10 protein-coding genes are annotated in these 13456 nt (G+C 44.1%); 7 read left to right on the forward strand and 3 right to left on the reverse strand.

The window, feature by feature from the left end; translation table 11 throughout:
* The first annotated feature begins 16 nt into the window (after window positions 1-16).
* The 4 genes from ACSUPM_RS11790 to ACSUPM_RS11805 all read left to right on the forward strand — a co-directional run bounded on the left by ACSUPM_RS11790 (window position 17) and on the right by ACSUPM_RS11805 (window position 3350).
* Window positions 17-1054 (forward strand): hypothetical protein, encoded by a 1038-nt coding sequence (locus ACSUPM_RS11790; RefSeq protein WP_227692959.1) that lies wholly within the window; start codon window positions 17-19, stop codon window positions 1052-1054.
* Between the two features lie 63 nt (window positions 1055-1117).
* Entirely contained in the window at window positions 1118-1939 is an 822-nt protein-coding gene (locus tag ACSUPM_RS11795) for a YbjN domain-containing protein (RefSeq protein WP_436879967.1), read from the forward strand.
* 219 nt (window positions 1940-2158) lie between these two features.
* On the forward strand, window positions 2159-3073 hold the full coding sequence (locus ACSUPM_RS11800) for a histone deacetylase family protein (RefSeq protein ID WP_201577040.1): 915 nt from the start codon (window positions 2159-2161) through the stop codon (window positions 3071-3073).
* Between the two features lie 70 nt (window positions 3074-3143).
* Window positions 3144-3350 (forward strand): DUF2905 domain-containing protein, encoded by a 207-nt coding sequence (locus tag ACSUPM_RS11805; RefSeq protein WP_025652313.1) that lies wholly within the window; start codon window positions 3144-3146, stop codon window positions 3348-3350.
* Window positions 3351-3432: 82 nt separating this feature from the next.
* Here ACSUPM_RS11805 and ACSUPM_RS11810 read toward each other — a convergent pair whose 3' ends face one another.
* On the reverse strand, window positions 3433-4221 hold the full coding sequence (locus ACSUPM_RS11810; RefSeq protein WP_101212235.1) for a sulfite exporter TauE/SafE family protein: 789 nt from the start codon (window positions 4219-4221) through the stop codon (window positions 3433-3435).
* Window positions 4222-4261: 40 nt separating this feature from the next.
* A complete protein-coding gene (gene coaBC, locus ACSUPM_RS11815) occupies window positions 4262-5635 on the reverse strand; it encodes a bifunctional phosphopantothenoylcysteine decarboxylase/phosphopantothenate--cysteine ligase CoaBC (protein ID WP_436879969.1) in 1374 nt (457 codons plus the stop codon).
* 128 nt (window positions 5636-5763) lie between these two features.
* Between coaBC and radC the strand changes: the two genes are divergently transcribed.
* The 3 genes from radC to ACSUPM_RS11830 all read left to right on the forward strand — a co-directional run bounded on the left by radC (window position 5764) and on the right by ACSUPM_RS11830 (window position 12015).
* A complete protein-coding gene (gene radC / locus ACSUPM_RS11820) occupies window positions 5764-6447 on the forward strand; it encodes a RadC family protein (RefSeq protein WP_025652310.1) in 684 nt (227 codons plus the stop codon).
* Between the two features lie 762 nt (window positions 6448-7209).
* Entirely contained in the window at window positions 7210-10116 is a 2907-nt protein-coding gene (locus ACSUPM_RS11825) for an acyl-CoA dehydrogenase (protein ID WP_436879970.1), read from the forward strand.
* A 525-nt stretch (window positions 10117-10641) separates the two neighbouring features.
* On the forward strand, window positions 10642-12015 hold the full coding sequence (locus ACSUPM_RS11830) for a dicarboxylate/amino acid:cation symporter (RefSeq protein WP_101212232.1): 1374 nt from the start codon (window positions 10642-10644) through the stop codon (window positions 12013-12015).
* A gap of 211 nt (window positions 12016-12226) precedes the next feature.
* On the opposite strand, the gene ACSUPM_RS11835 is transcribed toward ACSUPM_RS11830, so the two are convergent.
* Window positions 12227-12982, reverse strand: coding sequence for a TSUP family transporter (locus ACSUPM_RS11835; protein ID WP_025652307.1), 756 nt, complete (start codon window positions 12980-12982; stop codon window positions 12227-12229).
* Between the last annotated feature and the right edge of the window lie 474 nt (window positions 12983-13456).

Below are 13456 nucleotides of genomic sequence, written 5' to 3' on the forward strand. Positions count from 1 at the left end.
TATGACCTCAAAACCTATGCAGACTTCAAAAGATAGCCAACATTTAGATACGCCAGCGCTGACCATTGACAGCTTAATCGAGGCACAAGTTGCCTTTATGCAGCAATGGTTACGCACGCAAGCTGAACCGCTGAGCATAGAGGCTTGGCAGTGGTTTGCTGCCCAGCCATTGAATAAATATGTCAGCGCCGATGATTTGCAACATCTGATCAACGACTGGCTCCTGAACCAACCGATGACGGATGTGATACGTAAAGATATTCGCGATATCTTGCATACGATTATTTATCATCCGGTCAATGACAATGTGCCGTTGTCTGAGCTGGTAGATGACACTCAAGTGCAGACCTTAGCCGATTATGTGGGTAGCCATGAGCAGCAGCGTAATGTTTTGATTCATACGCTAGTCGGCAACGAGACTTTTGCAGATTTGCTGACGCAAACGCTCTATCACGCGATCAACGACTTTATGGAAACCACGCTAGATAAAGCAGGCGCTGCTGGTAAACTGATGAAATTTGGGCGCAGCTCTTTTGAAAAGGCGACCAATAGAAACCTTGATGAAAAACTGCAAACGTATTTGCACCGTAATATTAAAGACTTAGCACGTCGTGCAGAAGCCAATGCCCAAGAGCACTTATCAAATGACGAAGTCGCTCGGTTGCTAGTAAGCGGTTGGGCAAGAATCAAAGATCAGCCCATTAGCCAACTGCAAAATTATTTAACTGATGAGCCTGGCAATAGTAGTATCGATCATATTGAAGCCAGTATTCAACAGAGCTACAACCGTCTGCGTATGTCGCCTTATCTGCACAGCCTCGTGTCAGCCAGTATCGATACGTGGTATGCCAACCATCATGGCGATAGCATGGCAACGGTGGCCGCGAGTTTATATATAGATGAGCAAGCCATGACGCAATTTAGTAGTGCCCTACTGCCCATCGTATACGATGCGCTTGAAAGTCCGTGGTTGGCAGCGCATATAGGTGAGATGTTGCAAGCATTTTATGCGCAGCCCACTATCAAAGAGGGTTTGGTGTTTAATAATAACTAACTGACTGTTTTTGCTTATCGGCCATTTTTCAATATCATCCATTTATATATCAACACAATACCTATGAGTCAACGTAATAAACTCAGCTTGTGGCAAAAACTCAAACGGCTACTGACTGCTTCAGCACCGCAGTCTATTATCCATGGCGCAAAAATGCCAACACAGGCAGCAGCGGCTGACGATGATATTGATCTTGATATGATGCAGGCAGGAATCTCGAGCGCCAATACTCGTAATAGCAATGAGGCAAATACGGCTGACTCTACTGGCAGTTTGACCAGTCACCGTGATAATAATCATGATAGCGAGCGCTCGCAAGCTCAAGCGAATTTGCAAGCATCGCAGCAAGAAACCAATGAAACGCCCATCGTCGACTGTCTAAAACAGTACTTTAGTAATAATCAGTGGCAATATACCTATTATCGACCCAGAAGCAGTGACAGTCAGCAATCGCATCACTTATCCTTAAGAATGCGGCATAAACAACTGAACTGTGGCTACCTATTTCGGGTGCAAGAGAAAAACAAGCTGCTAGCGGTCTATGGAATTTTGCCATTTTTGATACCAGAGAGTCATCAAAGTGCAGCGATGTTACTGATTACTCAAATCAATTATGACATGCTGATTGGCAATCTAGAAATGGATATCAACGATGGCGAGATACGCTACAAGCATGCCATCGATGTCGAAACTATTGGTATTAATGACGAAATCATCGAGCATTTACTACAAAGTGTCATTGCCATGACCACGGTAGCGAATGAGCTGTTTAGTGATTTACTCAATAACCAATATCCCGCTGAAGATATGCAAACGTTATTAACAGAGCTGCGTCAACAATCCGACTCACGCACCTTCTTTTTGCCGACTCAGTTTGTCCAATAAAGATGCTTAAGTTAAAAAATAGTTTATTTAAGAAAATCTCTTAACTTACAAAAGCCCTTTAATTTAGAAAGTCTATTAACTTAAAAAAGCCTTTTAACTTAAAGAGTTTAGCAAAATATAAATCAGTCATTCGTCTATTTTCTACCCCTTTATCACGCTTAATAAAAAACCTTCTAAAAACACCTTATCACCTCTTAAATACCGACACACTTAAACATTATGCTAAAAATTGCTTACTCCGACGTCTTTCGTTATTCCGTACCTGACAAGCATCGTTTTCCCATGCAAAAATATACGATGATTCCTGAGCGCTTATTGGCTGAAGGCACTATCAGTACCGATAATTTCTTTGCGCCTGCGCGATTAAGCGAAGAGGAGATTTTGACCACTCATACGGCAGACTATTGGTATAAGCTTAAAACCCAAACCTTACCGCGCAAGGAAGCACGCCCTATCGGCTTTGAGATGACTGAAGCTTTAGTCGATCGTGGTCGTCATATTGCCCATGCGACTTATGAATGTGCGCTTTATGCTCAGCAATATGGCGTGGCGATGAATGTCGCCGGCGGTACGCACCATGCATTTGCCGATCATGGCGAGGGCTTTTGCGTGTTTAATGATGTTTGTATCGCGAGTAATTTATTATTAAATCGTGGACAGGCGCAAAAGATTTTGGTGGTCGATTTAGACGTCCATCAGGGCAATGGCAATGCTAGTATTATGGCAAATGAGCCACGGGTTTTTGTGTTTAGTATGCATGGCGCCAAGAACTATCCATTTCGCAAAGAACTATCTGACCTAGATATTGAACTTGCCAACGATACTGGTGATGCTGAGTATTTACAGATATTAGAGGACACGCTACCGCGCTTAATTAGCGACGTTGCACCAGATATGATCTTTTATCAGTCTGCGGTCGATGTACTGGCGACCGATAAACTGGGTAAGCTTGGATTGACACAAGCTGGTTGCAAGGCGCGTGATGAATATGTGTTACGTCAAGCAAAAGCCGCCAACATCCCCGTTGCCATCGTCATGGGTGGTGGCTATTCAGAAGATATTGAAGATGTGGTTGAAGCGCACTGTAATACTTTTCGAGTGGCGCAGCAGCTTTATTTTGGTAAGGCGGTTTAAATAGTGACTTTGTCGCATATCGATGCTTAAGACAAAATGAAAAAACGTCAGAAAGTTAGCGAGGTTTTATATGGCAAAAATATTGATTGGTATAGGCACTGTGTTCATTGTTATCGGAATCATTTGGCTGGTGTTTCCCAGTGCGTTTTCGTGGATAGGCAACATGCCAGGAGATATTAAACACAAATCAGGCAATACACGCGTGTATTTTCCGGTCGTTACCATGATAGTGATTAGCATCGTCGCTACCATCTTACTGAATTTGTTTAATCGTTAAATCACCAGCGCAAATATGAGTGACGACATGCCAAGCATACCTTTGACCTAAAATCTAAAACTTAACTAACACCGCAAACTGCTTAGATTGATAAAAATGCCGTAACTCCTTGCCAACCCACGCGCAGCCCAAGTACGGTCAAAATTAATAAAATAAGCTGACGAAAGCGTGCTTGCGGTAAGTAACGACGCAGGCGGATACCGACTAAAAGCGCGACAATAGATAAAACACTCAGCAAAGTAATCAGCTGCCATTCACCACTACTCAGCGCCATAATAGGCTCACGCAATACAATGATTTGGGCAATTTTTCCTAAGAAATAGCACATGTTGCCGACTTTGGCGACGGTGTTTTTATCATCGCTGGCAGACAGTAAATACATCATCAATATGGTCGACATTGCATTGGTCGCGCCGCCAATGATACCAGCACTCAGTCCAACGATAATCAGCACAGGCTTGGTAGCAGGTAGCCGAATTTGCTTACCGAGTAGCGCACTGATCACATAAAAGCCAATGACAGCCGCCAATACCAATAAAATATAAGCGCTATCGACCCATAGCAAGAGCTTCGCGCCCAAAATACTACCGAGCAGGCTAGTTAAAGCGAGCAGCCAATAACGCCTGCCGTAATAGATAAAGTTTTGCCAAATAGTGCGACCACCACCCGCCAGCCAAGTCATTGCATTAAGCAATAATGACGGGAATATCACCAATACAATGGCGTGTGGCAACGGATAGATGCTGGCAAGCGCAGTGGTGGTCACCAAGGTCACACCCAGACCGCTAATCCCGTGCAGCAATGATGCCAGCGCAAAAATCACAATCAGCAATAACGTCTGGGTGCTATCGCTATCTATCATATTTGCCATCAGTATTTAGTGTCTAATAGCGACATTAGCGAAAGCATAACTAGGGCGTGTCTTGTGCATTGTGACGCTGCCAGATAGCTTTACCAATAATACTGGCCAACTGCTCAGCTATTTTATCTTTGCTTGCTTTCTCTAGCGTTACTGCTTCATTCTTATAGCGCTCAGAGAAAAACACTTGCATCGCATTGTCATCACTGGCAAAACCAATATCTGCACGCGACACGTCATTACAAGCAATCAAATCTAGATCTTTAGATATCAGTTTACCGCGAGCATAGCGCTCGACATCTTGCGTTTCTGCCGCAAAGCCGACGACAAATAGCGCTGGATGGGCAAGCGAAATGGTTGCTAAAATATCAGGATTTTTGACCAAGCTCAGCGTCATGGCATCTTGGGTTTTTTTAATCTTTTGCGGGGCAGCCTCTTCAGTACGATAATCAGCAACCGCCGCCGTCGAAATAAAGACATCTGCGACTCTCACGCTATCATTGGTAACCATGGCATCAACATCGTGCTCATCGCCGCAATCACAGTCACCGTGGTGATGAGCATGATGATCTTCGTGTGAATGATCATGCTCATCTTCAGAGATATACTGTAGCGCACTATGCGTACCTTCCACACATTGCTGTGCGACAATCAGCATCTCTTGCGCGGACAACACATCAATACGGGTGACATTAAGCGGTGTGGACAGTACTACTTTACCACCCGCAATCAAAACCACGTCTGCACCAGCGGCCACGCAAGCACGCGCTAAAGCAAAACCCATTTTACCGGTAGAGTGATTGGACAAATAGCGTACCGGATCAATCGCTTCGACAGTTGGTCCAGCAGTAATCACCACTCTTTTACCTGCCAATAATTGCGGCGTGGTTTGCATGGCATTAAATAACAACACCTCAGCCAATAACTGCTCAGGTTCGGGCAATCGCCCTGCCCCCACATCACCGCAGGCTTGTTCACCACTGGCGGGCTGTATAATTTGGTAATTCATATCACTTAAGGTTTGGACGTTAAGATTCACCGCTGGATGCGCCCACATTTGCTGGTTCATCGCTGGAGCAATAATGACTGGTGCCGTCGTTGCTAGGCACACGGTCGTCAACAGATCATCTGCCATGCCCATTGCCAGACGCGCCAGTGTATTGGCAGACGCTGGCGCAATGACGATTAAGTCCGCCCATTTGGCCAATTCAATATGACCCATCCCCGCCTCGGCTTGCTCATCCAGCAAAGAGGTATGCACCTCATTACCTGTCAAAGCCTGCAGCGTCAGCGGTGTGATAAAGGCCTGTGCGCCTGTGGTCATAATGACACGCACATCAAAGCCTGCCTTGATGAGCAGACGGGCAAAGATAGCGGATTTATAAGCGGCGATACCGCCGGTGATAGCGAGCACAATATTGGACATAAGCGTGGCATCAATAAAAAAGTTGAAAGATAAAATTGCGCTTATAGTAACAATTATGAGATAAGTTGGGTAAGGTTTTCCGCATTTATATCATATATCTAGCATTCATCCCCCATTAAGGAGTGACAATGGCGATTAAAGACTGGCATGAAGATGATCGACCTCGAGAAAAACTGCTGAAATTTGGCGCCGCTCACTTAACGGATGCTGAAATATTAGCGATATTCTTACGCACTGGCACCCAGTCGCAGTCGGCAATCGAGCTGGCGCGTCATTTGATCGATGAGTTCGGTAGTCTTGCCGAGCTATTGGCAGCGCCGGCACAGACCGTGCTTGCTTGTCATGGTATCGGTCCTGCCAAGTACGCACAGATACTGGCGTCGCTTGAGATGGGTACGCGTTATTTAGACAGTAAGCTAAAGACAGGGCAAGCGCTTGGGCGCTCACAAGTCGTCAAGGACTATATCAGCACCCAATTGCGCGGTGAGCATCGTGAAGTCTTTGCCGTCCTTTGCTTAGACAATGCGCTAAATCTGCTAAACTTTGAAATACTGTTTACTGGTGGCATCTCGTCGTGCTCGGTCTGTATCAAGCACGTACTCCGTCACGCGTTGAGTCACGCTGCTGGTCAATTAATCGTCGCGCACAATCATCCGCATACTGATGCGACTCCTTCAACGGCAGATAACCTATTGACCTACGAGCTAAAAAAAGCCTGTGATTTGATAGATTTATCCTTGGTAGACCACATCATCGTTGGACGTAATGAAACATTATCTTATGCCGAAAGCTGCTTAGCGCCCTTCGGTTAGTCGAAAATATAATTAGTTCTATAGTCGGTTCAAGATAATTCAGGTACAAAAAAGGCGAGTAAAGATTTATAGGCCATCATTCAAGCGAGATTAACACCGTAATGCTTTGAGAATGGAGCTCCAGTTGTGTTAAACCAATTATAGCGCTGGTTTATTGACGATATATCTAGGGCGTGTCCTCATTTTAAAAATGGTCATAAAAATGAGATAAATTGCCCTCAAACGAGGAAAATAGCGCAAATAATATCGGGATATTAATCAGCAATTTGACGATGTTTGGCAAAATTTAGCCATTTTTAGCCCATGTAGATACAATCGCTTGAATTGAGGACACGCCCTAGTAGTTGATACATATTATCGACACAGAATAGCATTTTCGCTATTGATAGTTATCATTAACTATTTCATATTGGTAGCTAACTTTCGCTCAGTTATTTATATTTTGATTCATTAGTTTTTGTAGAGCATCAAACGTATATTTCTAATGGTCAGCAATGCTTGTTTTATCCTACTTTTTTTTGACTCAAGAACAGTGCTTTGAGTCGAAATGATGTTGTGATAGACGTTTATAAGTTTGTTTACCAATAGGTTTTTAGTTTTTAATAGCATGGTTATATAATTAATGACATTGTTTGTTTTAAAAGGGTTTTGATTTCCCGTTAATTGATTTAAACCCCTGATCTTAAATAAGATGCTTTCTCAATATAATTTTTTTCTGAGTTTTACCCCATTTTCCAGTTAGGTTTTACCAAGGAGACAGTCATGGCAGTTGGCTTATTTATTTTGGCAGTAATCATACAGTTAGCCACGGTTTTGGCCATATTTTTGCTGTCTTTATCGCGCGTCACTGGTAGTATAGTCGCCATTATTGCTGTGGTCGTGACCGCTATTATCAGTCCATGGTCGCTCATTTTGGGCATACCGATATTGCTATTGTGTCTGGTGCTGCTTGTCGCGCCTCTGCGTCAGTCACTGCTGACCAAGCCTGTTTACAAGGCACTTGCGGGTGCCATGCCTAGCATGAGTGATACGGAACGTGAAGCCCTAGATGCTGGTACTAGCTGGTGGGAAAAAGAGCTGTTTATGGGTGCACCGAACTGGGATACCTTTGCCAATTATCCCTATCCACAGCTCTCTGCAGAAGAACAAAGCTTTATCGATAATGAGGTAGAGACGCTGTGCGCCATGATTGATGAATGGAAAATCCATCATGATGATAAAGAGCTGTCTCCTAAAGCATGGAAATTCATTAAAGAAAACGGTTTCTTAGGATTAATCATTCCGAAAGAGTACGGAGGTCTTGAATTTACCTCTTATGCACAAAGTCGGGTGATGAGTAAAATCGCCTCACGTTCGCCGACCGCTGCTGTGACCTGTATGGTCCCGAACTCGCTCGGCCCTGGTGAGCTGCTCATGCATTATGGTACGGATGCGCAAAAACAGCGTTGGTTACCCGGTTTAGCCAAAGGCGAAGAAGTGCCTTGTTTTGGTCTGACTGGCCCCGAAGCAGGTTCTGATGCTGGCGCGATCCCTGATACTGGTGTGGTGTGCTACGGAACTCACGAAGGCGAGCAAATGCTCGGTCTGCGCATGAATTTTTCTAAGCGTTGGATTACCTTGGCCCCTATCGCTACCGTGGTTGGCTTGGCCTTCAAAATGCACGATCCTGAAGGTCTGCTGGGCGACCCCAATAAGACCGATTATGGCATTACTTGTGCGTTGGTTCCTGCCAGCCACGAAGGGGTCATCACAGGACCTCGTCACAACCCCATCGGCTCGCCATTTATGAATGGTACTGTCGACGGTACAGACGTCTTTATCCCGTTGGATTACATCATCGGTGGCGTTGAAAATGCTGGACGCGGTTGGCGCATGCTGATGGAATGTTTGGGTGTGGGCCGCGGTATCTCCTTACCAGCGTTATCTACCTCAGCCAGTGAGATGACTTATCTGTCTGTTGGCGCGTTTGCCAAGGTTCGTGAACAGTTCAAAATCTCAGTCGGTAAATTTGAAGGCGTGCAAGACGCTACCAGTCGTATGGCCAGTAATACTTATATGCTAGAAGCCTTTCGCCACTTAGTTACCTGTGGTCTTAACCAAGGTGGTACGCCATCAGTAATGACTGCGATGGCAAAATACTATGCGACAGAAACCATGCGTAGTGTGGTCAACGATGGTATGGATGTCGTTGGTGGGCGTGCTGTGCAGATGGGTCCACGTAACTTTTTGGCCATTCCTTATCAGTCCATTCCGGTATCTATTACCGTAGAAGGCGCGAACATATTGACGCGTTCATTGATGATATTTGGTCAAGGGGCCATGCGTTGTCACCCGTATCTATTTGACGAATTACAACTTCTACAGAGCGAAGACAAAGAATCGGCGCTCAAAGAGTTTGATACGTTGTTCTTTAAACATTTGGGCTATACCTTTAACCGCGGGGCAAAAGCCTTTATCGCAGGTTATGTCGGTGGTAGCAACGATGCGCCAAGCTTTGTCGATGACTTTACTCGCCCTTATTACAAACATATCAACCGCTTAAGTGCCAGCTTTGCCTTAACAGCAGATATGGCATTAGGATTATTGGCAGGTGACTTGAAGCGCAAAGAGATGCTCTCTGGCCGTTTGGCAGATATTCATGGTCATTTATTCATTGCGACGGCTATCTTGCAGTTTTATGAGCATGGCAGCAAATCAGAAGCCGAACGTTTACATGCCGAGGTCGCGCTACAGAATAGCCTCTATACCATTCAAGAAGCCTTTGTTTCTTTCTTTGCCAACTTCCCGAATCGTATGGCGGCTGGTGTTGTGAGCTTTGTGACATTCCCAAGTGGTCGTATCTTTACCCCAGCGAGCGATGAGTTAAAAACCAAACTGGGTGATGTCTTTATGGATGATCATGAAGCCAACCCGTTCCGTGATTACCTCAAAACCATGGTCTATTATAATACCTTACCTGATGATGTCAGCGGTCGTATGGAGCACGCTTATCAGACGCTACTTGAAGTCGAACCATTGTGGCAGAAGTTCAAAAAAGCGGAGCATAAAGACAGCTTCGAAGGCTTGACGTTCGAAGATCATGTGGTCAATGCTAGTCAAAGCGGTGATATCACTGAAGAAGAAGCGGAGCAACTGATTAGATATAATGGTCTACGCTTCGATTCATTATTGACAGATGTGTTCGATGAGCATCTTGAGGTATCACAAGAGCGTGAAAACCCTCATAGCTTAGAAAATGCTGTGCACAAGCTGACTGATTATGCGCAACTAAAAAATGATGCCCAAGCAAGAAATGGCACAGCGACCAATAATACGGTTGCAGCGGCGGATACTCAAGAGCAAACGGGCGATGCCAATCCTGATCACGGCTATGAAAGTGATGGCGATGTAAAAATGGTAGATGAGCAAAATACTGTCGAAGAAATACGCGGGCAAGCGGATTTTGATGAGTCTAATCCAGAGGCAGAAGCGCTAGATCCTCGTTATCGTGACGCTGAGTCGACTCTGAATCAGCGTATGAGCTACAATCATAGCCTTGATAAAGCAGACTCTGATTTGCCTAATCATTCAGACTTAACCTCGACCAAGACAATAGCCGAAAGAGCCGAGGAAGCCAAGGACAGTAAATGGCAAGATGGTCTCCGTCGTGATGAAAACGATAAAGCTTAAATGGTAATCAAAGAGGCTTATGTTTAAAGGGGCTTATGTTTAAAAAGACTAAGGTTGAAAGAAATTAGGGTCTGTTGAACGTCACTTAAAAATACTGACAAGCAACTATTTATAATCAATATGACTTATACCTACTAATCTCACTTAACCTTGAACGTTAAATTGCTATTTAAATCAACCATATCACTTAAAAAAGCGAGACCGTCTACTTCAGACGGTCTCGCTTTTTTCACCTCAAATAATTACCGATTATATTCATAAAAACCCATACAAATCTTCTCAATTTTACGTCTTTTTGAGCACGAAAGAATAAATGAAACGGAAAAAATCGCTAATGTCACGTTATTTAAATCATAAAAAAATCTTGCAGTACCCTTAACAATTATTTTATATTGTCAAAAAGTCTGACACTAAGTAACAAATTAATATAGACGTAACAATATCAGACGTTGAGACAACAATCATAAATGTATTGATTTATTGCCGTACTGACTACTGAGCGTTGCATATAAAAGGATAGAGGTTATGTGGAAAAATATGGGACTAACGGGCAAGATTATTGTTGCCATGATACTCGGTATCGTACTGGGTTTATTTATAAACTATTCAGGGCTAAACGCTGAAGGCAGTTTTGTTAATACGTACATTACCAATGGCTTCCTTGCCATTATCGGTAAACTGTTCGTGAACTCGCTCAAAATGTTGGTTGTACCTTTGGTGTTAATCTCACTGATTTGCGGAGTTTGCGGGATTGGTGACATCCGTTTGCTGGGTCGTATTGGTACCAAAACCTTTATGATCTATATGATGACGACAGCATTAGCCATTGCGACAGCCATTGGGCTGGGTATCGTATTTGGCATAGGTAAAGGCATGAATGTCGAGACCGCAGCAGAATTTGAAGCAGCCTCTGCGCCACCTCTGCTTGATGTATTCTCCAATATTATCCCATCTAACCCCATCAGTGCGATGGCAAATGGCGATATGCTATCCATCATCTTTTTTGCCGTCCTAATCGGTATTAGTATCTTAATGGTTGGTAAGCCTGCTAAAGGGTTGGTAAAAAGTTTAGAATTGATCAACGAAGTCATCTTGAAGATGGTGACTATCATTATGAATCTTGCACCATATGGTGTCTTTGCGCTATTGACCAAAGCCATGGCTGAGCTCGGCTTAGACTTAATTTGGTCATTGCTTGGTTACGTTGCGGTATTGGTTGGCTCACTGGCTTTCCATTTCTTTATTACCATGATGATTGTCCTCAAGTTATTTTCAGGCTTATCGGTCAAAACCTTTTTGGCAAAAATGCGCGAAGTTCAGATTTTTGCGTTTAGTACCTCAAGCTCGAATGCGACGATTCCGATTACTTTACGTACTGTGACCAAGCGTATGGGGGTTAATAACTCTGTCGCGTCGTTTACCGTTCCTTTTGGCGCCACCATCAACATGGATGGTACGGCTATCATGCAAGGAACGGCGACCATTTTCATTGCCAATATTTATGGTATTGATTTGGGTGTGACCGAATATCTGACAGTTATCTTAATGTCAGTATTGGCCTCGATCGGTACGGCTGGCGTACCGGGTGTTGGCTTGATTATGCTGTCCATGGTATTTGCTCAGGTGGGCTTACCTATCGAAGGTATTGGTCTTATCTTAGGCGTGGATCGTATTCTTGATATGCTTCGTACCGCAGTGAACGTCGGCGGTGATGCAGCAGTGACCGCTATTGTAGCAAAGTCAGAAAACAAAATGGACGTTGCAATTTATAACGATCCTGATGCGGGTGCCAAAGACGTGTTTGATGGTCATATCGATGAAGACAACGAGCGCGAGTTCTCAAATGTCTTTAGCGATGGCATTATGGGTAGTGAATACGATGACGTCGATCGTCGCTAACCATAATTAACCATAGTCAATCTCATAACAATTGGATACGGTGTCAGGCTCGCTTAGTCTACTACTTGTAGTACTTTCACCCACCTTCCTTGTATCTACATTAGATTGAACCGACTCTATAAAATTTGAATGCTTATTCAAATAAAAAACCTCAGTCAAATTGGCTGAGTTTTTTTTTGGTATAGTCTAAAGCATGTTTACATCAAGGAAACTAGCCAAGTACGTATTTGGTTACCATGGCTAAGCAGACCAACACAATCATCGGACGAATCAGCTTACTACCGCCTTTGACGACCATATGCGAGCCAAAATAAGCGCCGATCGTCTGTCCCACCATCATTGCCAGCCCTACTTTCCACAAGACATTGCCGCCCAAAATAAAGAAAATCAGCGAGCCAATATTGGTCGATAAGTTCAAAACTTTCGCCGCGCCTGTTGCTTCGATGATCTGACGCCCACGCAGTGCTACATTACCTAACGCAAAGAACATGCCGGTGCCCGGACCGATATAACCATCGTAAAAACCAATTAAGGGTGCAACGACTTTTTGCCATTTGCCTTCTGAGATGCGCGGTGCCGCTTCTACTTCGCCAAGCCTAGGTGCAAACAAGGTATAGATACCGATCGCGGCAATTAAGAAAGGAATGAGCTTTTCGAGCAAGTCAGGCGGTGACATCTGTACGGCGATAGTCCCAATAACCGAACCGATAAAAGCCGCAATAATGGCGACTTTGATACGTTGAGGCTTGACGACCCCTTTTCTAATCATGGTGATGGACGCAGCCAATGCGCCTGAAGCCGCTTGTAGCTTATTGGTACCTAGCGTGAGCACTGGCGGAATATTCGCCAGTAGCATGGCTGGGATAGTCAATAAGCCACCGCCACCTGCGATAGCATCAATAAAACCTGCCAACGCTGCCACAGCAGTGAGCATTAAAATAATCTCTAACGAGAGGGATAAGTCCATGACGCCGACCTTCAACATTGAGGATAAAAAGAGAAACAAACTTTAGAAAACAATCTGTAGAAAACAACCCTAAAAATAAGAGTGAAATCGAGAGTAAGAACACCGCAATTAAACAGGCAAAAAGCGCCTAAATAACCGCGTGCGCAAGAGCATCTGTGTGCACGTAATGCCACTCATTATAGAGATAAAAGACTAAAAAAAGCCAAAAACGTAACAAAGTCTGCTAGATTTGTCTAACAGGTTGCTGAAATCTTTAAGAATAATATTTTATTGACAGCAGATTTTATAGCTTATTTCCGTCCTGCCTTTCACCATATTGCTGTTATTCCACTGTCATTTCGCTATTATTGCGAGCGTAAGATAGTTTTATGGTTTCAGTTTGACGGATTTTGTTGTCTATCTGAATGAGATTATGAGAAACTGTTAGCATCTAGCTGCGCCAGCGTCAAAGTTGCCAGTATAGACACTTGAGGT

The sequence above is a fragment of the Psychrobacter okhotskensis genome (assembly GCF_965638355.1).
In the GTDB taxonomy this organism is placed as follows: Bacteria; Pseudomonadota; Gammaproteobacteria; order Pseudomonadales; family Moraxellaceae; genus Psychrobacter; species Psychrobacter okhotskensis.

Excerpts from the sequence above, each read along its gene's own strand:
- ACSUPM_RS11790 (WP_227692959.1), top strand. The coding sequence starts at position 17 with ATGCAGACTTCAAAAGATAGCCAACATTTAGATACGCCAGCGCTGACC.
- ACSUPM_RS11795 (WP_436879967.1), top strand. The coding sequence starts at position 1,118 with ATGAGTCAACGTAATAAACTCAGCTTGTGGCAAAAACTCAAACGGCTA.
- ACSUPM_RS11800 (WP_201577040.1), top strand. The coding sequence starts at position 2,159 with ATGCTAAAAATTGCTTACTCCGACGTCTTTCGTTATTCCGTACCTGAC.
- ACSUPM_RS11805 (WP_025652313.1), top strand. The coding sequence starts at position 3,144 with ATGGCAAAAATATTGATTGGTATAGGCACTGTGTTCATTGTTATCGGA.
- ACSUPM_RS11810 (WP_101212235.1), bottom strand. The coding sequence starts at position 4,221 with ATGGCAAATATGATAGATAGCGATAGCACCCAGACGTTATTGCTGATT.
- coaBC (WP_436879969.1), bottom strand. The coding sequence starts at position 5,635 with ATGTCCAATATTGTGCTCGCTATCACCGGCGGTATCGCCGCTTATAAA.
- radC (WP_025652310.1), top strand. The coding sequence starts at position 5,764 with ATGGCGATTAAAGACTGGCATGAAGATGATCGACCTCGAGAAAAACTG.
- ACSUPM_RS11825 (WP_436879970.1), top strand. The coding sequence starts at position 7,210 with ATGGCAGTTGGCTTATTTATTTTGGCAGTAATCATACAGTTAGCCACG.
- ACSUPM_RS11830 (WP_101212232.1), top strand. The coding sequence starts at position 10,642 with ATGTGGAAAAATATGGGACTAACGGGCAAGATTATTGTTGCCATGATA.
- ACSUPM_RS11835 (WP_025652307.1), bottom strand. The coding sequence starts at position 12,982 with ATGGACTTATCCCTCTCGTTAGAGATTATTTTAATGCTCACTGCTGTG.